This window comes from Silvimonas soli, assembly GCF_030035605.1.
In the GTDB taxonomy this organism is placed as follows: domain Bacteria; phylum Pseudomonadota; class Gammaproteobacteria; order Burkholderiales; family Chitinibacteraceae; genus Silvimonas; species Silvimonas soli.
The window spans coordinates 1912583-1936612 of record NZ_CP106736.1 but is presented as its reverse complement, the minus strand read 5'-3'; the positions used below and the strand labels follow the sequence as shown (position 1 = coordinate 1936612).

Annotated in this window: 23 protein-coding genes; 19 read left to right on the top strand and 4 right to left on the bottom strand. The window is 57.9% G+C overall.

The genetic code is table 11. The features are described 5' to 3' along the window. The first annotated feature begins 30 nt into the window (after nt 1-30). The 9 genes from N7220_RS08860 (at nt 31) to N7220_RS08820 (ending at nt 9315) form a co-directional block, all read left to right on the top strand. On the top strand, nt 31-1134 hold the full coding sequence (locus tag N7220_RS08860; RefSeq protein WP_283151090.1) for an ABC transporter ATP-binding protein: 1104 nt from the start codon (nt 31-33) through the stop codon (nt 1132-1134). A gap of 215 nt (nt 1135-1349) precedes the next feature. Continuing rightward, complete coding sequence (gene malE / locus N7220_RS08855) at nt 1350-2555, top strand: maltose/maltodextrin ABC transporter substrate-binding protein MalE (RefSeq protein ID WP_283151089.1); 1206 nt, start codon at nt 1350-1352, stop codon at nt 2553-2555. Nucleotides 2556-2805: 250 nt separating this feature from the next. After that, nucleotides 2806-4335 carry a maltose ABC transporter permease MalF gene (gene malF, locus N7220_RS08850; RefSeq protein ID WP_283151088.1) on the top strand — a complete coding sequence of 510 codons (1530 nt, stop codon included), beginning with the start codon at nt 2806-2808 and terminating at the stop codon, nt 4333-4335. Nucleotides 4336-4338: 3 nt separating this feature from the next. Then, the gene (gene malG, locus N7220_RS08845; RefSeq protein ID WP_283151087.1) at nt 4339-5229 is read left to right on the top strand and encodes a maltose ABC transporter permease MalG; all 891 of its coding nucleotides are present in this window, start codon (nt 4339-4341) and stop codon (nt 5227-5229) included. Nucleotides 5230-5511: 282 nt separating this feature from the next. After that, complete coding sequence (locus N7220_RS08840; protein ID WP_283151086.1) at nt 5512-5709, top strand: hypothetical protein; 198 nt, start codon at nt 5512-5514, stop codon at nt 5707-5709. A 162-nt stretch (nt 5710-5871) separates the two neighbouring features. Then, nucleotides 5872-6348, top strand: a complete 477-nt coding sequence (locus tag N7220_RS08835) for a CreA family protein (protein WP_283151085.1) — start codon at nt 5872-5874, stop codon at nt 6346-6348. A gap of 47 nt (nt 6349-6395) precedes the next feature. Continuing rightward, on the top strand, nt 6396-6596 hold the full coding sequence (locus N7220_RS08830; RefSeq protein ID WP_283151084.1) for a SlyX family protein: 201 nt from the start codon (nt 6396-6398) through the stop codon (nt 6594-6596). Between the two features lie 167 nt (nt 6597-6763). Beyond that, nucleotides 6764-7453 (top strand): 2,3-diphosphoglycerate-dependent phosphoglycerate mutase, encoded by a 690-nt coding sequence (gpmA, locus tag N7220_RS08825; RefSeq protein WP_283151083.1) that lies wholly within the window; start codon nt 6764-6766, stop codon nt 7451-7453. Nucleotides 7454-7605: 152 nt separating this feature from the next. Beyond that, a complete protein-coding gene (locus tag N7220_RS08820; protein WP_283151082.1) occupies nt 7606-9315 on the top strand; it encodes a bifunctional metallophosphatase/5'-nucleotidase in 1710 nt (569 codons plus the stop codon). Between the two features lie 52 nt (nt 9316-9367). On the opposite strand, the gene N7220_RS08815 is transcribed toward N7220_RS08820, so the two are convergent. From N7220_RS08815 to N7220_RS08800, 4 genes are all read right to left on the bottom strand, one after another. Continuing rightward, nucleotides 9368-10315, bottom strand: coding sequence for a DegV family protein (locus N7220_RS08815; RefSeq protein ID WP_283151081.1), 948 nt, complete (start codon nt 10313-10315; stop codon nt 9368-9370). Nucleotides 10316-11023: 708 nt separating this feature from the next. Continuing rightward, entirely contained in the window at nt 11024-11509 is a 486-nt protein-coding gene (locus tag N7220_RS08810; protein ID WP_283151080.1) for a gluconokinase, read from the bottom strand. Between the two features lie 60 nt (nt 11510-11569). Beyond that, nucleotides 11570-12907: a GntP family permease gene (locus N7220_RS08805; protein ID WP_283151079.1), complete on the bottom strand. Its 1338-nt coding sequence runs from the start codon at nt 12905-12907 to the stop codon at nt 11570-11572. Between the two features lie 309 nt (nt 12908-13216). Then, the gene (locus N7220_RS08800; protein WP_283151078.1) at nt 13217-14485 is read right to left on the bottom strand and encodes an amino acid deaminase; all 1269 of its coding nucleotides are present in this window, start codon (nt 14483-14485) and stop codon (nt 13217-13219) included. A gap of 122 nt (nt 14486-14607) precedes the next feature. Here N7220_RS08800 and N7220_RS08795 point away from each other — a divergent pair, with 122 nt between their 5' ends. The 10 genes from N7220_RS08795 (at nt 14608) to N7220_RS08750 (ending at nt 23861) form a co-directional block, all read left to right on the top strand. Continuing rightward, nucleotides 14608-15477 carry a MurR/RpiR family transcriptional regulator gene (locus tag N7220_RS08795; RefSeq protein ID WP_283151077.1) on the top strand — a complete coding sequence of 290 codons (870 nt, stop codon included), beginning with the start codon at nt 14608-14610 and terminating at the stop codon, nt 15475-15477. Between the two features lie 46 nt (nt 15478-15523). Continuing rightward, complete coding sequence (locus N7220_RS08790; protein ID WP_283151076.1) at nt 15524-16978, top strand: N-acyl-D-amino-acid deacylase family protein; 1455 nt, start codon at nt 15524-15526, stop codon at nt 16976-16978. A gap of 101 nt (nt 16979-17079) precedes the next feature. Next, a complete protein-coding gene (locus N7220_RS08785) occupies nt 17080-17469 on the top strand; it encodes a RidA family protein (protein WP_283151075.1) in 390 nt (129 codons plus the stop codon). Nucleotides 17470-17505: 36 nt separating this feature from the next. Next, on the top strand, nt 17506-17844 hold the full coding sequence (locus N7220_RS08780) for a 2Fe-2S iron-sulfur cluster-binding protein (protein ID WP_283151074.1): 339 nt from the start codon (nt 17506-17508) through the stop codon (nt 17842-17844). A 99-nt stretch (nt 17845-17943) separates the two neighbouring features. After that, nucleotides 17944-18942, top strand: coding sequence for a sulfate ABC transporter substrate-binding protein (locus N7220_RS08775; RefSeq protein ID WP_283151073.1), 999 nt, complete (start codon nt 17944-17946; stop codon nt 18940-18942). Between the two features lie 121 nt (nt 18943-19063). Continuing rightward, the gene (locus N7220_RS08770) at nt 19064-19702 is read left to right on the top strand and encodes a peroxiredoxin (protein ID WP_283151072.1); all 639 of its coding nucleotides are present in this window, start codon (nt 19064-19066) and stop codon (nt 19700-19702) included. Nucleotides 19703-19816: 114 nt separating this feature from the next. Next, nucleotides 19817-20635, top strand: a complete 819-nt coding sequence (locus N7220_RS08765; protein WP_283151071.1) for an EAL domain-containing protein — start codon at nt 19817-19819, stop codon at nt 20633-20635. A gap of 2 nt (nt 20636-20637) precedes the next feature. After that, nucleotides 20638-21219 (top strand): RBBP9/YdeN family alpha/beta hydrolase, encoded by a 582-nt coding sequence (locus N7220_RS08760; RefSeq protein WP_283151070.1) that lies wholly within the window; start codon nt 20638-20640, stop codon nt 21217-21219. Between the two features lie 289 nt (nt 21220-21508). After that, nucleotides 21509-22558: an NADP(H)-dependent aldo-keto reductase gene (locus N7220_RS08755; RefSeq protein ID WP_283151069.1), complete on the top strand. Its 1050-nt coding sequence runs from the start codon at nt 21509-21511 to the stop codon at nt 22556-22558. 88 nt (nt 22559-22646) lie between these two features. Beyond that, complete coding sequence (locus N7220_RS08750) at nt 22647-23861, top strand: MFS transporter (RefSeq protein ID WP_283151068.1); 1215 nt, start codon at nt 22647-22649, stop codon at nt 23859-23861. Nucleotides 23862-24030 lie beyond the last annotated feature (169 nt).

Here is a 24030-nt window from a genome sequence, read left to right as displayed (position 1 = left end):
CCAGCTTGATGCGGTAAACAGAGAGACAGCATGGCAACAGTTAGTCTGAAGAACATCACAAAGCGTTTTGGCGAAGTCACCACGCTGCATGGCATTGATCTGGAAATCAACGACGGCGAGTTCATCGTTTTTGTGGGCCCGTCTGGCTGTGGCAAAACCACGCTGCTGCGCACGATTTCCGGTCTGGAAGACATCAGCGAAGGCGAGTTGCAGATTGGCGGCGTGCGCATGAACGAGCTGCCGCCGGTCAAGCGCGGCATTGCCATGGTGTTCCAGTCTTACGCGCTGTATCCGCACATGAGCGTGTTTGAAAACATGGCATTTGGTTTGCGCCTGGCCAATATGAAAAAGGCCGAGTACACGCCGATTGTGCAAGACGTCGCCAAAGTGCTGCAGCTGGATCACCTGCTGGAACGCAAGCCGCGCGAATTGTCGGGTGGCCAGCGTCAGCGCGTAGCCATTGGCCGCGCGATTGTGCAAAAGCCGGAAGTCTTTCTGTTCGACGAACCACTGTCCAACCTGGACGCCTCGCTGCGCGTGCAGATGCGGATCTACATCGCCCAGCTGCACCGCAAACTGGGCGCGACCATGATCTACGTGACGCACGATCAGGTCGAAGCCATGACTTTGGCCGACCGCATCGTGGTGTTCCAGGCCGGACGGCTGGAACAAGTCGGCACGCCGACCGAGCTGTACTACGAACCAGTGAATCTGTTCGTGGCCGGTTTCCTTGGTTCGCCCGGCATGAACTTCCTGACTGGCCGCATTGCCCAGATTGACGCCAGCGGCGTCAGCGTGACGCTGCCGGACAACCAGCAAGTGCGCGTGGCGGTAGATGCCAGCGGCGCGCAAGTAGGTGATGAAGTCACCGTCGGCGTGCGTCCGGAACACTTGAATGTGGCGATCCAGGACAATGTGGTCAGCGGCAAAGTGGTGGTGCTGGAACGCCTGGGCGATTCATCTGTGTTGTATATGGAACACGTCGGCAGCAAGGCGCCGATGGCCGTGCGTATCCCCGCACTCAAGCACGTTGAGATTGGCGAATCCATGTCGATCGGCTTCAAACCGCAGCATGGTTACCTGTTTAACGCGCAAGGCATTGCCTTGCGTCGGCTGGACCCCCTGGCTGAGTGAAGATTGCCCGGAAACCCACATTGTCGTAATGGCTTTTACTGATCGCACATGCGGTGATCTGGTTGAACAATGTGGCTTCCGGCGCTATTCAAACCGGTTTAGGGACTGGAGTAGTCAGTAAAATCTGCCTGGTACGACTCTGAAGCGCCATCAGGTTGGTTTTGCCGGTCACTCACTATCAAAACTCTGAAAATATATCGATGGAGAGTCAAGCAATGGATATCTCGCGCAGTCGTTTGGGTCGAGTAGTGTTGTCGTCGGTTGCAGCTGCAGTCATGGGGCTGGGTGCAATGTCTGCAGTGGCCGCTGAACCTGGCAAACTGCTGATCTGGACCAATGGCGACAAGTCGTACAAAGGTTTGATGGCCATTGGTGCTGAATTCACCAAGGCGACCGGCGTGCAAGTGGTGGTAGAGCGCCCGGAAGATGCACCGAACAAGTTCCAGCAAGCTGCCGCTGCTGGTAAAGGCCCGGATATTTTCATTTGGCCACACGACCGCATGGGCGAATGGGCCACTGCCGGTTTGCTGAGCCCGGTTAATCCTAGCGCCAAGGTCAAGGGTGAAATCGATCCGCTGGGCTGGAAGGCCTGGACTTCGGGCGGCAAGACCTGGGGTTACCCGATCGCCATCGAAGCTGTGGCGCTGGTGTACAACAAGGATCTGGTCCCCACACCGCCCAAGTCGTTTGACGACGTGATGGCGCTGGACAAAAAACTCTCCGGCGAAGGCAAAAAAGCCATTCTGTGGGACTACACCAACACCTACTTCACCTGGCCGCTGCTGGGCGCGGGTGGTGGTTATCCATTCAAGCACAAGGCGGACGGCTCTTATGATGCCGACGATGTCGGCGTGAACAATGCCGGTTCGGTTGCTGGTGTGAACACACTGATGAAGCTGATCTCGACCGGTGCCATGCCCAAGAGCGCTTCTTACGCTGAAATGGAAGCAGGCGTGAATCAAGGCAAGGTTGCCATGATGATTACCGGTCCGTGGGCTTGGGAAAACCTGAAGAAGAGCAAGATCAACTTCGGCGTGGCGCCAATCCCGACCGTGAATGGCAAGGCATCTGCGCCGTTCGTGGGCGTGCTGGGCGCGATGATCGTGCAATCGAGCCAGAACAAGGATCTGGCTGTTGAGTTCCTGGAAAACTACATGCTCAGCGTCAAGGGCCTGAAGACCATGAACGACGATGTGCCGCTGGGCGTACCTGCCAACAAGGCGTTCTACAACGAACTGAAGGCTGATCCGAACATCGCTGCCACCATGAAGAGCGCACAAGCGGGTTCGCCAATGCCTAACAACCCGGAAATGGGCAAGTTCTGGTCGACCATGGCTACCACGCTGCAGAACATCACCCAAGGCCGTCAAGGCGTGAAGGATGGTCTGGACGCAGCTGCAGCCAAGATCAAGGCCAAGTAATTGACAACACCGTAGGGTTTGCACGCACTGCGTGCGAACGCGTTCAGCCAAGGCGGGACGGTGCGCATAACGCCGCTGTGCGGCACAAGTACGCACCCTGCGTGAGCAAAGTAGTAAACCCCGGCAACAGCGCTGCCACGTTGCGGCCGGGGTGTTTCCCGCCAGATATCTAGCGGTGGGAGTTCTCGATGATTTGGGTTGTTCCGGATCGCGCGCATTGATGCCGTAGAGCCGGCAAGGAAACACGGAAATGCAAAGCAAACTGGCCCGCTGGGCCGGCCCTGCACTGGGGCTGCTGTTGATACTGGCCTCGATATGGCTGATTGTGGCGGTCTACACCGCCGGGCATACCTGGACAGCCATGGGGTTCACCGTGATCCTGGCGGCATCGATCTGGCTGCTCAGCTCGCCGCGTCTGTATCCATGGCGCTATCTGTACCCCGGTGTATTTGCCGCACTCGTTTTTGTGGTGTTCCCGGCCGCCTATACCGTGAGCATCGGCTTTACCAATTACAGTTCTACCAATCTGCTGACGTTTGATCGTGTCACCCGCTATTTTCTGGATCAGACCTATTCCGCTGGCGGCGACGCGCTGGATATGGCCATTTACCCGGCCGGTGCCGACGCCCGCATTTATCTGAGTTCCGCCGATGGCCACAACTGGGTGAGCGACAGCGTCAATCTGGACCACGCCACTGGCAAACCGGTTGAACTCAAAGTCTACCCGGCCAACGCTGCACCCGCAGGCGAGAAGATCGCCATTCGCGCCGTGATCGCCATGCAGCCCGCGCTCAAAGAGTTGCGCATTGTGGTGCCGGATCACGTCTCGAAATACCAGATTTCAGGGTTCTCCAAAGTCTCGCCTTCTGCGCCGTTGTACAGCCAGAACGCAGATGGCTCGCTGAAGAACCTGCAAACGGGCGATGTGCTCAAGCCCAATATCAAGACCGGTTTTTATGAAACCGCCGCTGGCGAGAAAGTCACGCCAGGCTTTACCGTCAAAGTGGGTCTGGCCAACTTTGTGCAGTTGTTTACCAGCAGCCAGTTCCGTGGTCCGCTGCTTAAAATCTTTGTCTGGACCGTCTGTTTTGCCGCAGGCACTGTGTTGCTGACCTTTGTGGTGGGCTTCTTGCTGGCGGTGGCTTTGAGTTGGGAATCGCTCAAGTTTCGCGGTATCTACCGCGTGGCCTTGTTCCTGCCTTATGCCGTGCCGGGGTTTATTTCGATCTTGATCTTCAGAGGCTTGTTCAACGAGAACTTTGGCGAGATCAACTACGTGCTGCACGCCATGTTTGGCATCAAGCCGGAATGGTTCTCCAACCCGTGGCTCGCCCGCGCCATGTTGCTGCTGGTGAATACCTGGCTGGGTTATCCGTACATCATGCTGTTGGTGATGGGGCTGATCAAATCGATCCCGAGCGACTTGTATGAAGCCTCAGCCATTCACGGTGGCGGCGCGTGGACCAACCTCACCCGCATTACCCTGCCGCTGATTGCCAAGCCGATCATGCCGTTGTTGCTGGCGAGTTTCGCCTTCAACTTCAACAACTTTGTGCTGATCTCGCTGCTGACTGCGGGCGGTCCGGACTTTGCCGACAGCATGACGCCAGCCGGTGCGACCGACATTCTGGTGAGCTACACCTATCGCATTGCCTTCCAGGATTCGGGCCAGAACTTCGGCCTGGCGGCAGCGATCTCGACGGTGATCTTCATCCTGGTGGGCGCGCTGTCGCTGCTGAACCTGAAGCTCACTCGCGTTAATGTGCAGGAAAGGAAATAAACCATGGCCATGGTGCTGGATAAAAGTCATACCGGACGCGTTGCTGCGACTCACATTGCCCTCATCGCGTTTATTGCGCTGTGTTTGTTTCCGTTCTTGATGATCGTGTCGATCTCATTGCGCTCCGGCAACTTTGCTGCTGGCGGCATCATTCCGGATCACATCAGTCTGGAGCACTGGAAGCTGGCGCTGGGCTTTTCGTACATCGACCAGTTCGGGCATCAGGTTGACCCGCCGTTCCCGGTGCTGCACTGGCTGTGGAACTCCTGCAAGGTGGCGCTGATGACCGCCGTGGTGGTGCTGGTGTTGTCCACAACTTGCGCCTATGCCTTTGCCCGGCTCAAGTTTGTGGGCCGCAAGTTTGGCCTGAATGCCTTGTTCTTGATGCAGATGTTTCCGTCGGTGCTGTCGCTGATCGCCATCTACGCCATCTTTGACCAGATCGGCAATTACGTGCCGTGGCTGGGCATTGATAGCCACGGCAGTCTGGTGCTGGCTTATGCCGGTGGCGTGGCGCTGCATATCTGGACCATCAAGGGCTACTTTGAAACGATTCCAGTCGAAATCGAAGAAGCCGCGCTGGTGGACGGTGCCAGCCATTTTCAAACGTTTCGCTACGTATTGTTGCCTATGGCGGTACCCATTTTGATTGTGGTATTTCTGTTGGCATTCATTGGCGCCATTATTGAGTATCCGGTGGCGTCGGTTTTGTTGCACCAGGAACAAAATCTCACGCTGGCTGTGGGATCAAAACTTTACTTATACACACAGAACTATCTGTGGGGCGACTTTGCCGCCGCTGCAATTTTGTCTGGCCTGCCCATTACGCTGCTGTTTTTGTTATCGCAGAAGTGGATGGTGAACGGGCTGACATCGGGCGGGGTGAAGGGCTAAAAGCCGGTGGCAACGTTGTCCTAGCGACGAAACCACAGGCTTTAAGAGGACGGAATAGAAACATTGCAGTAGCAATCCTGGTTATCTTTTGCACGCGACTTGGACCGGTCCCTCCCGCAGGGGGGCCGGTTTTTTTACGTCTGCGGTTCGGCCTGCCGTTTGGCGGGCCGTTGCGGTCACGGCGGATAGAACTCGCATGCCAAGGCGACTAAAGCTATAGCAGCGCAGACTGGATATCCCTCCCTGATGTGGCTGCACCTTCGGGTTTCCTGGAGAAATCACATGAAGCAAGTCGCACTCACTCTGGCTCTTCTATCCACCTTGGCTATCCCGACAAGCAGTTGGGCCGATGGCATGGGCGGTGGCGGTACCGCCGGTGGTTCACAAGGCGCCGTGCGCCGTCCGCCGCCATGGGAGAAGAACAGCACGCCCATGCCGGTACCGACCATGCAAAAGCAGCAACAAGCGGGTCAGATGTAAAGGGTCAGCCATACAGGCGAGACAGATACCCCAGATCAAGCGGCATAAAAAGACTGACGGCGACGCCAGTCTTTTTTTGTATTTGCGATGCCGCCGATAGCGCATTCATATATTCGTCGCCGTGGCGCAGGTATGCTGGCAAAAACCACTGGAGACGTGACAATGAAAACCTGGTTTGCCATTGCAAGTGGCACGCTCTTGCTAGCGATTGCCATGGGTGCGTGGGCGGAAGAAATCGGCTCGGTCGATACTGCCTTCCAGCTGGTCGGGCCGGACCACAAGATCGTGGTCGAAGCCTTTGATGACCCTTCCGTTTCGGGCATTTCTTGCTACGTGTCGCGTGCCAAAACCGGTGGCTTGAGCGGTGCCGTGGGCATGGCCAAAGACCCGTCGCGGTTCTCGGTGGCTTGCCGCCAGGTGGGCGAGATCAAGTTTCTCAAGCCTATCCCCAAGCAGGAAGAAGTCTTCAAGCAAGGAGCGTCGTTTATCTTCAAACATGTACGGGTGGTGCGGTTGGTAGATGCCAAACGCAATACGCTGGCTTATCTGACGTATTCGGACAAAGTGGTGGATGGCAGCCCGGATAACGCCATTGCGGTGGTGGCGGTGAGCGGGCAAACCATTCCGCTCAAACCGTAATCCTGGCCGTAGAATCGCGTCCTCAAAGCTTGAAGACGGAGGCATTTATGGAATCGCGTATCACTGAACTGGAAATCAAGGTCGCCCTGCAAGACGACCTGCTCGAAACGCTCAATAAAATTGTGGCCGAGCAATCGCAACAAATCAGCCGCTTGCAGCAAGATTTGCGGGAGCTGGCAGGCAACGTGCGCACGCTGGAAAACTATCGCCCGACTTCACTGGCCGACGAAATTCCGCCGCATTACTGAGGTCGGCTTCGGCCTGGTCGCCAGGAGAGGTCCCGTAAATAAGCCGGATTGGCGAACTGCATGCGCCAGGCTGCGTCAAACTGCGCTTGCCTGCTATTCTTGAAGTCCTGGACCACTGGTAGCCGCAAGGCGACTGCCCGCGCATATTCCTCTCACCGGAGAACCTCATGGCCAAACTGGTACTTGTTCGCCACGGCGAATCGCAATGGAATCTGGAAAACCGCTTTACCGGCTGGATTGATGTCGATCTCACCGAAAAAGGCGCGGCCGAGGCACGGGATGCCGGGCGACGTTTGAAAGCGGCGGGTTACACGTTCGACATTGCGTATACCTCGGTGCTGAAACGGGCGATCCGCACGCTGTGGCATATCCAGGACGAAATGGATCTCATGTGGATTCCGGTGCAGATCGACTGGCGACTGAATGAACGTCATTACGGCGCGCTATCTGGCCTGAACAAAGCCGAAACAGCGGCGCAGCACGGCGATGAACAAGTACGCATCTGGCGTCGCAGTTATGACGTGCGCCCGCCGGCGCTGGAACCTGGCGACAAGCGCGATGTGTTTGGCGATCCGCGTTACGCCGGAGCGCCACGCGCAGAAGTGCCGCTGACCGAATGCCTGAAAGACACCGTGTTCCGGGTGCTGCCGTATTGGGAATCGCACATTTCGCAATCGCTGCGCGAGGGCAAGAATGTGTTGATTGCCGCGCACGGCAACTCGTTGCGCGCGTTGGTGAAATACCTGGAAAACGTATCTGATGCGGACATCATGGGGGTGGAAATTCCCAACGGTGCACCGCTGATTTACGACTTTGATGCGGACCTGAAACCCACCCGCATCGGCTATCTGGACTGAGCCAGTACCCATAGCACCTAAGGGATTTGCCGTTTCATCTCGGGAGCCATTCCTGCTGCAACAATTTGCGGTGGCCTGGCTCCCGGTTTTTGTCTGTTGATCCGTTATCAACCACTGACCCACGTCTGATCTGGATTTGCTTCGTTGCCGCCATGCGCTTTTCGCTTCTGACCGCTGTTTTCTGTTGTGCCATTTTCCTGGCCCGTTTTGCCCAGGCTTCCGAAATGCCAGTGGCGGGCAAACCGTTTGAGGTCGAAATCCTTGCCTTGAATGATCTGCATGGCAATCTGCTGCCCACGCCGTTTTACGCGCCGCAGCCCGATGGCAGTCGCAAGATGATTCCTGCGGGTGGCATAGACGCGCTGGGAGCCATGGTGCGCCAGGAACGCGCCCGCAATCCGCATTTAATATTTGTCGGCGGCGGCGATTTGATCGGGGCCAGTCCGCTCACCTCCGGGCTGTTGCGTGACGAGCCGACCATTGACGCACTCAACCAGCTCGGGCTGGAGTTCAGTGCGCTCGGCAACCACGAACTGGACCGGGGCCGCGATGAACTGCTGCGCATGCAAAACGGCGGTTGCCAGTCAAACGAAGCGCAGCGGGCCTGCAAGTATCAGCCTGGTTACAGCGGCGCAAAATTTCGCTGGATCGCCGCCAACGTCATCGACACCGTTACGCGCCAGCCGTTGTTGCCACCGTACGTGATCCGCGAGGCCCACGGCGTACCCATCGCCTTTATTGGCGCGGTGCTCAAATCCACGCCGCTGATTGTCGAACCCGATGGCGTTGCCGGTTTGCGTTTTGAAGATGAGGCCGAGGCCATCAACCGCACCGTGGCGCAACTGCGCAAACAGGGCATCAAGGTTTTTGTGGCCCTGATTCACCAAGGCGGCGACACCCGTCAGCGCTTTGACGTGAGCGATTGCGATACCTTGACCGGCGAGATTGTCGGCATTGCCAAACGGCTGGACCCGGACGTGCATACGGTGATCTCCGGTCACACCCATCGCGGCTACCAATGCCGGGTAGACCACAAGCTGGTGACGCAAGCGGAAGACTACGGCCACTTGCTGACCCGTATCACGCTGACCATCGACCCGGTCACCGGCAAGGAAATCCGCCAGCGCTCGGTGAACCTGGTGGTCGACCCGGCCCGCTTGCCCGCCGACCCGGCCATGCAGGGGATTGTGGCTCGCGCCGAAGCGCTGACTGAGCCCGCCGCGCGCCAGACCGTCGCAAAACTGGCCGTCGAGCAGGTCGTGCGCGCCGGTAAAATGCATCCGGATACGGGCGAAGCGCCATTGGGCGATCTGGTGGCGGATGCTTATCTGTCGGCCACCAAAATCTACGGCACGCAGATCGTATTTTTGAATCGCGGCACCATGCGCGACGATTTGCCGCATGCTTTGCCCAATCCGCAACAGACCGTCAATTTTGGCGATGCCTTTGCCACGCTGCCGTTCAATAACAATCTGGTGGTGATGACGTTGACCGGTGCGCAGATCAAGTCGGCGCTGGAACAGCAATGGGTGCTGACGGCCTCCACCGCGCATGTCATGCAGGTATCAAGTGGATTCAGCTATGCCTGGGATGCGGGTCTGCCCATCAACGAACGTATCGACGCCACTTCAATGATGCTTCACGGGCATCCCATTGAGCCGGAGCAAAACTACCGCGTGGTGATGAACGACTTTCTGGCGGAAGGGGGAGACGGCGTGACCGTGTTTCGCGATGGGTTAGACCGCGTGGTCACGCCGGTGCTGGATCTGCAAGCGCTGACCGGCTATCTGCAGCACAAGGCCGCAATGGGCCAGCCAGCAGGCCGCAAAGTTGCCGCAGACCGGATTATCCGGCGCAATTAACAACCGCCTCGGGCCTGTGACTGGCGCGGGCGATGACCAACGTTGCCGGGTCTTAGTCCAGCGTGGCTTCGCGCGGCGAAGCGAATGCCACGGAAACCCCGCCAGTGCCGATATTCACCCCGGCAGTCAGGCTCATCTCGCACACCAGCACTCGCACTTCATGCTGGCGGGCGACTTTTTCCAGTCTGCTAAAGCCTGGCAGCGCCGCAACCCGTGCCGGATCGCCACCGTAACTCACGCAGATGGTTGGTGCGTCCAGCCCGCTTTCGATATGCGTGACGGCCAGATCAAACAGTTTCTGCACACCAGCTTCAAACCCGCGCACGCGGCCAACTGGTTGCGTATCGCCCTGGAAGCCACGCACTACCGGTTTGATATCCAGCGCCGAACCCATCATGTAAGACATCAGACCCACGCTCTTGTCGCCTTTGCGCCGCGCCTGGGTGCGCAACTGGCCGAGATTTTCCGGAATCAAAAACGCTTGCGTGGTTTTTTGCAGGCGCTCGATATGACGGATGATCTCCAGCGTGGAACTCTCCGCCGCAGCCATCCGCGCCACCTCGGCCACCATCAGCCCTTGCCCGGTAAACAGGTTATTGCTGTCAAACACGCGCAGGGAAAACGGCCCGGTAACGCCAGCGCTTTCACGGATGGGTTTGTAGCTATTGAGAATGCTCAATGACGCTTGCGTGGCGTATTCGTGAATCCGGCTGCGGCTGGACATCACCGTCAGACAAAACACGTAATCGAATTCGACCACCAATTTGTCCAGGAACAGCTTGCGGATTTCATCGGTGGAAAACGGTGACGATTCAAATCCGGTAGCGCCACCAGTAAGGCGGTCGCGATAAAACGCCTGGGTCGCTTGTGGATCTCGACTATCCAGAAATGTTTGTCCATCCGAGCCGTGGATGGTGATGGGCAGAATCACGATGCCATGTTCGTCCAGGAACGAACGTGGCAAGTCGCAGCAGGAATCGGTAACGATGCCGATGCGCATGCAGAACTCCTCCAGAGTGGTACCGCTATGTGAGTTGTTTTGTTTTTATGTTTTGTGACGCCATCATGACGTCCTGATATAGCGCAATGATGCCAGTTACATTACAGATAGCAAGATGATGAGAGGTTGGGCAACCGGGATGATCGGTAATAGGGGTGTTTGATTGGGGAGATGTGTTGCGGATTTGGTGATTTGCGGGTGTGGGAGGGACGTTGGCGGGAATGTAGGCCGGGTATAACTCGCCGTTGCGGTGGTTTTGTTAGTGCCTTTGGCACGGGGTTTTAAAGGCATTTGATACCCGGGGGTGCCCGGGAGCACGTTTCTTTTCTTTGCGTCGCCAAAGAAAAGAAACCAAAAGAAAGGCGACCCGGGTGCAAGCACCTGACGGGGGCCAAGGTCAAAAGCCGAAACGAACAGACTGTTGGCCAGGAATCTCTGCGCGCATCCTGCGTTCCCTCGGTCGGTCGGAGCCTGGGTCTCCGACTCTCGGTCGGCGTGATTTACAGAGCGGTATGCTTGTGGCGGAAGCAAAGGCAAAGGCCCGGTGGCACACCCATCACGTCGTCACTCCTGACCTCGGCGGTCCCCTGGGCAGAATTCGGTGTGGTAGTAGATAGCCGCTGCCAACAACAAACAAAAAACCCGGCCAAAGCCGGGTTTCTCACAAGATATTGTCCGGCGACCAATTCGCCGCAGGCCACCAAAAATCTACTTCAACCGCCGCAAAACCTCATCGGCAATTTCATCCGGCGCTGGGGCGATATCGACCACAATCGCGTTGTCCGGAATCTCCAGAATATCAATCTGGCTTTGCAGCAGGTGCGGGTCAAAGAAGTGGCCTTTGCGTTGCGCGAGGCGCTGCTGCAGCAGCGCAACCGAACCATTAAGCAGCACAAAGTGAATATCGCTCTCACCGGCATGGGCCAGCTTCTCGCGGTAGATTTCCTTCAGCGCGGAGCAAGTAAACACGTGGGTGATGCCGCGGGCGCGGTAGTCCTCGATGGCGGCGCGGATCGACGCCAGCCAGGGCCAGCGGTCGTCGTCGGTTAGCGGGATGCCGTTGTGCATCTTCGCAATATTGGATTCGCTGTGAAACACATCGGCATCCGAGAAACCGCAGCCCAGTTTTTGCGCCAGCAGTTGGCCAACGGTGGTTTTGCCGCTGCCAGATACACCCATCAAGATCAGAATCATGCTTACCGCTCCAGATAAAAACGCGGCCCACCTGCGTGGCGGGCCGTTTGCTGCATGGGGTTAAACCACTGTGGCCAGCGCCAGGGTTAGCAACAATGCCACTACCGAGATAATCGTTTCACACACTGACCAGGTTTTAAGCGTTTGCGGTACGGTCATGTTGAAGTATTCCTTCACCAGCCAGAACCCACCGTCATTCACATGCGAGAAGATCAGCGAACCCGCGCCGGTAGCCAGCACCATCAGTTCAGCATGTGCGCCGGCTGCCATGGCGATTGGGGCCACGATGCCGCAAGCCGTGGTCATCGCCACAGTGGCCGAGCCGGTAGCCAGGCGAATCAGCACTGCCACCATCCAGCCCAGCAGCAGCGGCGAGATATGCGCGCTGGTGGCCATATCCACCACTACCTTGGATACGCCGCTATCCATCAGGATGCGGCCAAAGCCGCCGCCCGCGCCGACCACCAGAGTAATGGTGGCGGTTGGAGCCAGACATTCGTTGCTGAACTTGAGGATGGTCTCGCGGCTCAGGCCGCGGGCAAAGCCCAGAGTCCAGAAGCTGACCAGCGTGGCAATCAGCAGCGCCATCACTGAATTGCCGATCAAGCGCAGGAAATCATTCCCCAGCGAGCCCTTGGCAAAGAAGACGTCAGCCCAACTGCCGATCAGCATCAGCACAACCGGCAACAAAATAGTGGCCAGCGTAATGCCAAAGCTAGGCAGTTCACGCGCTTGCTGTTGCGCGAACTGCTTCATCATCGGGTTTTCGCCATCCAGCTTCACGTACTTGCTGATCTGTTTGGCAAACACCGGGCCAGCCAGAATGGCGGTCGGGATACCGACAATCAAGGCGTAGAAAATGGTCTTGCCGATATCGGCATGATAAGCCGTCACCGCCAGCAAAGCCGCAGGGTGAGGCGGGATCAAACCGTGCACCACCGACAAGCCAGCCACCATCGAGATACCGACCAGCACCATCGACGAGCCAGTGCGTTTGGCAACGTTAAAGGCAATCGGGATCAGCAACACAAAGCCGACTTCAAAGAACACCGGCAGACCCACGACCAAGCCAATGGTCACCATGGCCCAGTGCACGTTTTTCTCACCGAACCAGCGAATCAGCGTCAGCGCGATCTGCTCCGCGCCGCCTGATTCGGCCATCATCTTGCCGAGCATGGTGCCCAGCGCAATCACCAGCGCAATATGCCCCAGCGTATTGCCAACCCCCGTTTCAAACGATTTGACGATGGTGGTCATGGGCATGCCGACCGAAACGGCCAGCACAAATGACACCACCAACAAGGTAATAAACGGATTCATCTTGAAGCGCGCGATCAGAACGATCAGCGCCACAATCGCCACCAGGGCGTAAATCAGCAGCATGCTTCCCTGCACCATTTGAATCGACTCCTGCTAATTGGCTGGTAAAGGATTTGGCTCCTTCAGCCTTTGTAGTTGGTTTGCGTCACCTTTCATGCAAAACCTGCACAATTATTTTGCGTCAGGATTGCGGCGACGATCCGTACTTGCCATCCAGCTCTGGGCGGCCGGTTTTTATAACACCATGATTTTCAGCAAATGTTAACGTTAACATTTGCAAAGTTTGTCGTGTATCAGGGATGCACCGTAGTTGTACAACAGCCCGGCCAAATTGCGCCGGGCTGTTTGTCGTAGTGCGAATGACGGCCATTTCCTGGCAGATTCTGATCAGAAGAAGGTCTGGACTACATCGACAACCCTAAAATCGGCGTCCAGCACCGGGATATGCCGCCATTTGTCGAAGGTCAGGCAGGGGTGGGAGATATCAAAGGCGATCAAGTCGCCCACTTGCAGATCATCGCCGGGCTGGATTTGCATATAGGCGTGCTGATCCATCATGCCGGTCAGCAGCCAGTGCGCCGGAACAGCAACCGGTGCCGCGCTGCCGGGGCGATAGCGTTGCGCCGGGGTAGGCAGGCCGGCATCAAAGGCGGCGTCGCGTTTGCCCAGTGCGATGATGGCTTTCTCTGGTTCAGGGATGGATTGCACGCAAGCCCACAGTTGTAGTGCCGGTTTCAGGCTGGAACGCAGCTTGCGCGCAATCGGATTGCGGGTCTGGATTTGCGCCTGCGCTGCCTTGTAAATGCCCACGTCATGGGTCAGATAACAGCCGGGTCGCAACACCACGTCCAGCGGCATGCCAATATCGGCTTTGGAGAACTCTTGCGCCACCACGTCGTACCAGGCCGAACCGGCACCGGACAACACGGCGGGGTAACGCTTGATCCAGCCGCTTTGGGCCAGTTCACGGGCAACGCCCACGGCGCGCTGCAAAAAGGCGCGGATATCGGCTTCTTCTTTCAGCACGCCTTCGTAGACTTCAACCCCGGCCAGCTTGAGCGCATCCGGCCAGCGGGCAAGGGCGGCGATAATTTCGGCTTGCTGCGTGACATCACGTGCGCCGGTACGGCCACCGGCTACGCCCAGTTCCAGCAGCACTTGTAGCGTCTGGCCGCGCTCACTGAAAAACTGCCCCAACAGATTGACCCCGGCGGCGGAGTCGACCAGACAGAAATATTCGAAGGACGGGTCGCGCAGCAGATCGGCCACGATCTCCATATTGCGGCGGCCGACCAGTTGATTGGCCATCAGCACCCGGCGAATACCGTGTTGATAGGCCACTTGCGTCTGATGCGCCGTGGCCAGGGTAATGCCCCAGGCACCAGCGGCGATTTGCCGCGCAAACAACTTGGGCGCCATGGTGGTCTTGCCATGCGGCGCCAGTTTGGCGCCGTACTCGCTGACAAATTGCTGCATCCACTGCAGATTGTGCTGGATCAAATCTTCATACAGCACGGCGGCGGGCAGGCTGATTTCTTCGTCCAGCAAGCGCCAGCCCAAGCCGGTGGCGGCAGCTGGAGAAATGGGTGCATCCAGTGCGCCCAGCCCTTTGTTGAGCGGATCAATCATGCCACTTTGGTAGTTTGTATCAGTCATTGAATCCACCATTTATCAGGAGATAGAACAATCAGCAACGCAAGATCGTGTTACCTTCAAATCTGATCTGTTATAAAGTAACAGTCAAGCCCAAAACCTTCCTGACTAGATCAGCGGCGTACATGGAACCCACCTTCGACATCGTTACCCGCATTGCTGAACGCAGTGGCGAGCTGAGCGTATCCGAGCAAAAAGTGGCGCGGCTGATCCTGTCTGATCTGGCCGCCGCCAGTGCCGCCAGTATTGATACGCTGGCCGAACAAGCCGGGGTGAGTAAAGCCAGTGTGACGCGCTTTGCCAAGGTGCTGGGTTGCGCGGACGTACGCGAACTCAAACGCCGCCTGGCGCAGGCCAGCGCTATCGGCACCCGTTTTTTGCAGCCACGTTCTGACGCGCCTGCCAACAGTGCCGATGTGGTGTACCAAGACATCGTGGCGCTGCTGCAGGCCAATCGCGAGTTAATCAATCTAGACATAGTACGCAAGGCGGCTAGCGCGGTTGGCAACGCGCGCATGGTCTATGCATTTGGTATGGGTGGTGGTTCCACTGTAGTCGCTGACGAGGCGCGTTTCCGGCTGGTGCGCCTGGGCGTGCCCGTGGCCACATATCAAGACGCCGTGCTGCAGCGTGTGGTTGCCGCCACCATGGATACGCAAAGTGTGGTGCTGGCATTTTCAGTCACCGGCCAGGTGCCGGAGTTACTGGCCAGTGTAGCCATCGCCCGCGAATACGGCGCGCGGGTGGTGGCGATTACCGCATTGGGATCGCCACTGGCCAAGTTGGCCGACCACCTATTGCCGATCCAGACCATGGAAACGGACTTTGTGTTCAAACCATCCAGTTCGCGTTACGCGATGTTGATGGCGCTGGATATTCTGGCCACCGAAGTGGCTTTGCTGGAGCGCGACCAGAGTCAGGAGCTATTGCGGCGGATCAAATACGTGCTCGATACCAGCCGTGGCGGCGATGACCGCCAGCCGCTGGGCGATTGATCTATCGGTCGCGAAGTTTGGGCAAGAACAAGCAAGGAGTAGCGGCATGAACCAGTGTGAAACCCTGATTATCAACGCGCGGATTGTCGACGGCAGTGGCGCGCCCGCCTACCCGGCTGATGTGGCTATCAACGAGGGCCGCATCGCCGCCATCGGCCAGCTGCGAGACTGGCAAGCAACCCAAACCATTGATGCCAACGGCAAGGTGCTCAGCCCCGGGTTTATTGACGTGCATACCCACGACGACACCAACGTGATTCGTCAGCCGCAAATGTGGCCCAAGCTCTCGCAAGGCGTGACGACGGTGATTGTCGGCAACTGCGGCATCAGCGCGTCGCCAGTGACGCTCAAGGGCGATCCGCCGGACCCGATGAACCTGCTGGGTACCGCCGAGGCGTTTCAATATCCAACTTTCAGTGCGTATGTGGATGCAGTGAATCAGGCGCAGCCTTCGGTCAACGTCGCTGCGTTGATTGGCCACACCGCCTTGCGCCAAAACCATATGAGCACGCTGGATCGCACTGCTACGCCAGAAGAAACCGCGGCCATGCGTACGCAGTTGAGCGAGGCGCTGGATCACGGCGCGTTGGGGTTATCCACCGGGCTGGCCTATGCCAATGCCTATGCCGCAAGTACGCAGGAAATCATGACGCTGGCAGAACCGTTGGCTGATGCTGGTGGTATCTACACCACGCATCTGCGCAGCGAGTTCGCCGAGATTCTGGACGCCATGGACGAAGCCTTCCAGACCGGCAAACACGCCCGCGTGCCGGTGGTGATCTCGCATCTTAAATGCGCTGGCGTCGAAAACTGGGGTCGCACCGTAGATGTGCTCAAGGCGCTGGACGAAGCGCGTAAGGATCAAGTGGTCGGCTGTGATTGTTATCCGTATACCGCCAGCTCATCCACCCTGGATTTGAAACAAGTCACCGACGAGATCGACATTCTGGTCACCTGGTCGCAAAGCCACCCGGAAATGGGCGGCAAATTGCTGGCCGAAATCGCCGCGGAATGGCGGGTGGAGCAGATCGAAGCGGCCAAGCGGCTGCAACCGGCGGGCGCCGTGTATCACTGCATGAGTGAGGCTGATGTGCGCAATGTACTGCGCCACCCGGCCACCGCAGTGGGCTCGGATGGTCTGCCCAACGACCCGTTGCCGCATCCACGCTTGTGGGGCGCATTCCCGCGCGTGCTCGGGTACTACTGCCGCGAACAACAGATTTTTGAATTGCCGGAAGCCGTCCACAAAATGACCGGCTTGTCGGCAGAGCGTTTTGGATTGGCCGAACGTGGTTTTGTCCGCGCAGGATATTGGGCGGATCTGGTGCTATTCGACCCCGAAACCGTACGCGATGCCGCGACATTTACCGACCCGCTGCAACCGGCGGAAGGGATTGCCGCAGTGTGGGTGAACGGCGTGTTGTCGGCACAAAACAAGCAGCCGACCGGCCAGCGTGCCGGGACGTTTCTGGCGCGGGGAAGAGTAGGCGGCGCGGGTTGATTCCGGGATATCTCCGGCCAGATTGAAGTGGATTGAGCGTATTGGCGGCCTGATGCTGCCCATACCTGATTGATGTGTGTAACTGAAAAAGGAAAGAAACCATGAGCGATATCACCCGGTATGGCGTAGGTGGCGGCACCGGTACTGGTGGTCAGCACCTGCCGTTTGCCCGTGCGGCAGGCGCGGATGGCTGGTTGTTTGTCTCTGGCCAGACCCCGATGGAAAACGGTGAAGTGATTGAAGGCGGCATCGTCGCGCAATCACACAAGACCATCCAGAACGTACTGGCGATTTTGCAAGAAGCCGGTTACGGCCCGGAACACGTGGTGCGCTGTGGCGTGTGGCTGGACGATCCGCGTGACTTCCAGTCGTTCAACAAAGTGTTCAAGGAATACTTTGGCGAGAACCCGCCCGCGCGCGCCTGCGTGGTGTCGAGCATGGTCATCGACTGCAAGGTTGAAGTCGATTGCGTGGCGTACAAGAAGCCATAACTTGATCGTCCAAGCATTCGCTCAGGATAACCACCCATGCCCGCAGTGACGTTTGCTTCAGAAAAACTGGCACAGCCGCTGACAGTCCAGGGTGAGCCGGGTCAGCGGTTGATTGACGTGGTGCGCGACCAGGTGGCGGCGGGCAAGCTGCCCATGGCCTGGCGCTGCGGGCAAGGCACCTGCGGCGCGTGCGTGGTGCGCTTGCTGCACGAAGGCCAGCCGCGCCCGGTGCAATTGGGCGGGATTGAACGCAATGTGTTGATCCGCGCCGGGCTGATGGCGCCCTCTGCGCCACGCACTTTACCTGACAGCCCAGAGCTGCCAAGGCTGGCGTGTCATATCGTGCTGGAGCGCGAAATTTTCGTATATTTCTAAATGGAATTACGATTTAGTTTATTAGTCTTTCACGCCTAAATAACTAACTGGCAGACTTCGGCTTGTTCTAATAAAAAACAAGCCTAAGGGATCGCCGCCATGCAGTTGAAGCCGTTGTTGACCTCGCTCGTATTCGCTTTTGCCGCCACCTCGTCGCTGGCCGCCAGCTATGAATTGCTCAACGTGTCGTACGACCCGACCCGTGAACTCTACCAGGACTACAACAAGTCCTTCGCCAAATACTACAAAGCCAAAACCGGTGATGACGTCACCATTCGCCAGTCGCATGGTGGCTCCGGCGCGCAATCGCGTTCGGTACTCGATGGCCTGCAGGCCGATGTGGTAACGCTGGCACTGGCCTATGACATCGACGTGCTGGCCGACAAAGGCAAGCTGCTGGCGCCGGACTGGCAAGCCAAACTGCCGGATCACGCTACGCCGTATACCTCCACCATCGTGTTCCTGGTACGTAAAGGTAATCCCAAGAAAATCAAAGACTGGACCGATCTGGTTCGTAGCGACGTGAAAGTAATTACCGCCAATCCGAAAACCAGCGGCGGCGCACGTTGGGCTTATCTGGCGGCCTATGGCTGGGCCAAGAAGACCTACGGTACCGATGAAAAAGCCAAGGATTACATCCAGAAGGTTTACAAGAACGTGCCCGTGCTGGATACCGGCGCGCGCGGTTCGACCATCTCCTTCACCCAGCGTGGTCTAGGCGATGTATTGCTGGCCTGGGAAAACGAAGCCGTCTTGTCGCAAAAAGAATTCGGTGCTGACAAGTTTGACATCGTGACGCCGTCGATCTCGATCAAAGCCGAGCCGCCGGTTGCCGTGGTGGACAAAGTGGTCGACAAGAAGGGCACCCGCAAAGTGGCCGAGGAATACCTGAAGTACCTGTACAGCAAGGAAGGCCAGGAGATTGCCGCCCGCAATTTCTATCGCCCGATCGACAAGGATGTGTACGCCAAGTACGCCAACCAGTTCCCGAAAGTGGCGCTGTTTGATATCGACGACGTGTTCGGCGGCTGGACCAAAGCCCAGCAAACCCACTTCTCTGATGGTGGCGTTTTCGACCAGATCTACAACGCACACTAAGCCGCAAAACAGACTATAAGCAGGTAGCGGATGCCGTGATCGCAAGATCGGGGCATCCGCGAGGGCGGTGCTGATAGTGCATGCCAGCACTGAAAATCAATGAAATTGAAGGAGTACCGCAATGACTCTGCGTCTGGGCGATGTCGCCCCCGATTTCTCGCAAGACTCGTCCGAAGGCCCGATTCATTTTCATGAGTGGGCTGGCGACAAGTGGATTGTGCTGTTTTCGCACCCGGCAGACTTCACGCCCGTGTGCACCACCGAACTGGGTTACACCGCCAAGCTGGCGGACGAATTCAAAAAGCGTAACGTCAAACCGTTGGCCGTGAGCGTTGATCCGCTCGAATCGCATCACAAGTGGATCGATGACATCAACGAAACTCAAAACACCCGGGTCAACTTTCCGATCATTGCCGATGCCGACAAAAAAGTGGCCTCGCTGTACGACATGATCCACCCGAACTCGCTGGCCAATGCCACGGTGCGCACGGTGTTCATCATTGATCCGAGCAAAAAGATCCGGCTGACGCTGACCTACCCGGCCTCGACCGGTCGTAACTTCAATGAAATTTTGCGGGTGATCGATTCACTGCAACTCACCGACAACTACAAAGTAGCCACGCCAGCCAATTGGCAAGACGGTGATGAAGTCGTGATCGTGCCTTCGCTGCAAGACGAAGCCGAAATCAAACAGCGCTTTCCCAAAGGGTACCGTGCCGTACGTCCTTATCTGCGCCTGACCCCGCAACCCAACAAGTAAGACCGCCCGCACTGCACGCCAACGGTCTGCCAGCCAGGTCCTGTGGGCCTGGCTTTTTTTCGCCGCCGATTTGTGGCCGCTGTTTGCAGTTGTTGTAGAACCAATGAGATATCCATGACCGGCTTTACCTCCTTGCCTGGCGCATTAGCCATGCCTTTGCCCGATTTCGTTCGCCAGGACTGGCCTGAGGCCGAGTTCAATGTCGACGGTGCTCGCGGCATTGGCGTGCGGGCGCTGGGCTTGGCCTTGAACAGCGTATTCCAGCCGATTTTTGATGCGAAAGGGAACGTGCAGGGGCACGAGGCGCTATTGCGCGCATCGGCCCGCAGCAAGCCGATGTCGCCACAAGCCGCATTTCAGGCAGCGGTGGCACATGGCCGCTTGATCTCGTTTGACCGGCTGGCGCGCACGCTGCATTTGTACAACTACGCCACTTTCCAGACCGGCCTGACGGGCTTGTATCTGAACGTGCATCCGCAATTGCTGACCGGTGTCGAGCGCCACGGCGTGGTGTTTGAGCGCGTGCTGCAGACCTTGAACTGGCAACCGGAGCAGATCGTGCTGGAAATCGTCGAGGATGAAATCGCGCCGGGCGAATTAAGCCGGGTGCGCGAGGCCGTGAACAACTATCGCAGCGTGGGCTACCGCATTGCCATTGATGACTTTGGCAGTCGTCACGCCAATCTGGACCGCTTGTGGCAGCTGGAGCCCGATGTGGTCAAGCTGGATAAAGCCTTGATTGCCCAGGCCGCGACATCGCCGCGTCTGCAGCGGGCACTGCCCAAGTTGGTGGAGTTGCTGCACGAGCTGGAAGCCACGGTGGTAGTGGAAGGGATTGAAACAAAAGCTCAGCACGCCATTGCCATCGATGCCGGGGCTGATCTGTTGCAAGGATTCTATCTGGGCGAACCACGCCCGCTGGGAAGGGGATAAGCATGGTGGTTGATCCAATTGAGCGCTGGCTGGAAAGCGGCAATAGCATAGTGATTGCGCCGGGCTGGCGCGGATCGGGTGACGAACACTGGCAAACGCGCTGGTGCGAACAATATCCGGAGTTGATCCGGGTGGAACAACACGATTGGGAAAACCCGCGTGCCGCCGAGTGGGTGGCCGGGCTGGAGCGCACGTTGCACAAAGCGCAGGGCAAAACCGTGCTGGTGGCGCATAGCCTCGGTTGCGTGACGGTAGGACACTGGTCCGCCTTGTCGCGCCAGGTGGAGCAGATTGTCGGCGCCTTGCTGGTGGCTCCGGCCGATGTCACCCGCGACGAAGCGCCCGACAGCTTTCAGGGCTTTTTGCCACTGCCGGCCAGAGCGTTGCCTTTTCCCAGTCTGATGGTCGCCAGCGATAATGATCCGACTTGCTCGCTGGATCGCGCTACCGCATTGGCCAGCAGCTGGGGCAGCGATCTGGTGCCGTTGTCTGGCGTCGGGCATATCAACGTCGATTCCGGCCATGGCGAATGGCCGGTGGGTATCAAGCTGCTGCGCCAGCTTTTGCGTAAACTCAGCAAGTAAATCGCGCGGGCTAACGGTAATATACGACCGGTCGGGTCAACGTTTACCGGCGCTGCACCGTTACCCATGCTTGGGGAACACAAACGACGCTGGTTCCAGACATCGGGCAACGCGTTGCGGGCCGACCTGGAAAAGCCGACAGTCACCGCAGCAATCAATTTCTTCAGCCAGCAAAACCAATGCATGCCGCACCTTGCCGGCATGACGCGCATTGAGTGCATACGCAATTCAAGCGCTTCGGTTCGCTGGGCGAGGGCGCTACGGCGCTCCCGGATAACAAGGAGCCACAATGGAATACCGCAAACTCGGCCTCACCGATCTCGAAGTCAGCCTGATTGGTCTGGGCACCATGACCTGGGGCGAACAGAACACCGAAGCCCAAGCCCACGAGCAGATTGATTACGCCCTGACCCAAGGCGTTAATTTTCTGGATGTGGCCGAAATGTATCCGGTGCCGCCCAAGCCAGAAACCCAAGGCCGTACCGAGCAATACATTGGTACCTGGCTGGCTAAAACCGGTCGCCGCAGCGAGGTGGTGATTGCCACCAAAGCGGCAGGCCCGGTGCGCCAGCCGCATCAACCCAACCACATCCGTAACGGCCAGACCAACCACAACCGCGCCAGCTTGTTTGAAGCGGTAGATGGCAGCCTCAAGCGCCTGCAAACCGATTACATCGATCTGTACCAACTGCACTGGCCGGATCGCAGCACCAACACTTTCGGCCGCCTGGCGTATCCGTGGGTGGATGGTGAAGAAACCGTAGCGATTGAAGAATCCGTGCTGGCGCTGGCTGAACTGGTCAAATCCGGCAAGATTCGCCACGTTGGTGTATCCAACGAAACCCCGTGGGGCGTGGCGCAGTTTCTGGCCGCCGCCGAAAAACACGGCGTGGCGAAGATTGTGTCGATCCAGAATCCGTACAGCCTGGTGAATCGCACCTTTGAAATTGGCCTCTCGGAATTCAGCCACCGTGAGCATGTCGGCTTGCTGGCTTATTCGCCAATGGCCTTTGGTGCGCTGTCGGGCAAGTATCTGAACGGTGCACGTCCGGCCGATGGCCGCATCACGCTGTACGAACGCTTCACCCGCTACACCAAGCCAGAAGTGGAAGTCGCCATCAATGGTTATGTGCAGATCGCCCGTAAACACGGCATCAGCCCGGCACAATTGGCACTCGCGTTCGTAAACAGCCGTCCGTTTGTGACCAGCAACCTGATTGGCGCCACCACCATGGCGCAGCTCAAAGAGAACATCGAGAGCATCAACGTCAAGCTGGGCGCCGAAATCCTCGCGGAAATCGAAGCAGTACACGTCAAGCAGCCTAACCCGGCACCTTGATGTCGGTACCTGAGGAACATCTCAGGCAGTAATAAAAGGAACGGATGCCCACGCATCCGTTCCTGTTTTTTCCTCAGTGGAAAACCGCATGGATTCTTCTTTACTGGCGCTCAAGCCTTATCGTCATTTTCTGGTGAGCCGCCTTGGCTCGTTTCTCGCCTACCAGATGCTGGCCGTCGCCGTGGGCTGGCAGATGTACGACCTCACCCACAGCGCGCTTAACCTCGGGTTTATCGGCATTGCGCAGTTTCTGCCGCAATTGCTGTTGACGCTGGTGGTCGGGCATGTGGCGGATCGCTATGACCGTCGCCGCATCGTCACCATCTGCCAGATCGTGGAAGGCACTGCCGCCATAGCACTGGCCGTGGGCAGTTTCTACCATTTGCTTACGCCGCTGGCGCTGTATATGGGCGCGTTCTGCATTGGCGCAGGCCGGGCGTTTGAATCGCCCAGCTTGCAGGCACTGGTGCCCAACCTGGTGACTGAAAAAGACCTGCCACGTGCGCTGGCGCTGAACTCTGGGGTGATGCAGGTGGCGATCATCTCGGGCCCGGCGTTGGGTGGTTTCATCTACGCCGTGGGTCCGGACGCGGTGTACACCGTGAGCGCGGTGTGCTGGTTGATTGCCGCCGTTGCCATCGGCACGCTGCCCCTGTTACGCCAGGTTCAGCGCACTCAACCTCCGGCATCGCTGGAATTTCTCTTCGCCGGTATCCGTTATATCCGCGAGAAAAAAGTCATCTTGGGCGCGATCTCGCTTGATCTGTTTGCCGTGCTGCTGGGCGGCGCGACCGCGCTGCTGCCGATCTATGCCCGCGACATCTTGCACACTGGCCCGTGGGGTATGGGCGTGCTGCGCTCGGCCCCGGCAGTGGGCGCATTGAGCATGTCGATCTATCTCGCCCATTACCCGCTCAAACAACGCGTCGGCAAAATCATGTTTGGTGCGGTGGGTGTGTTTGGCCTGGCGACCATTGTGTTTGGTTTATCCAGCAACTTCTTTGTGTCGCTGGTCGCGCTGGCATTTCTGGGCGCCTCGGACATGATCAGTGTGGTGGTTCGTTCATCGCTGGTGCAACTGGAAACCCCGGACGCCATGCGCGGCCGGGTGAGCGCAGTCAGTTCGATCTTTATCGGCGCATCCAACCAGTTGGGCGAGTTTGAATCGGGCGTGACTGCCGCCTTGTTAGGCCCGGTGCCCGCCGTCGTGTTGGGCGGGATCGGCACGCTGGTGGTGGTGGGATTATGGATGCGCTGGTTCCCGCAACTGACCCAGCGCGAGACGTTGGTGAGTGCAACTTAGCCACAGCGCGGCGAACTAGTAGCCCGGATGAAGCGCCAGCGGGAATCCGGGGTTGCGATATTGGCAAAATCAAATGTCGGTCGCCCACTGATACGTTGCAGCCCCGGATTCTCGCTTCCCCGCAGCAGCCGCTATACGTGATATCCGAACGCTATATGGGGGTACCCCC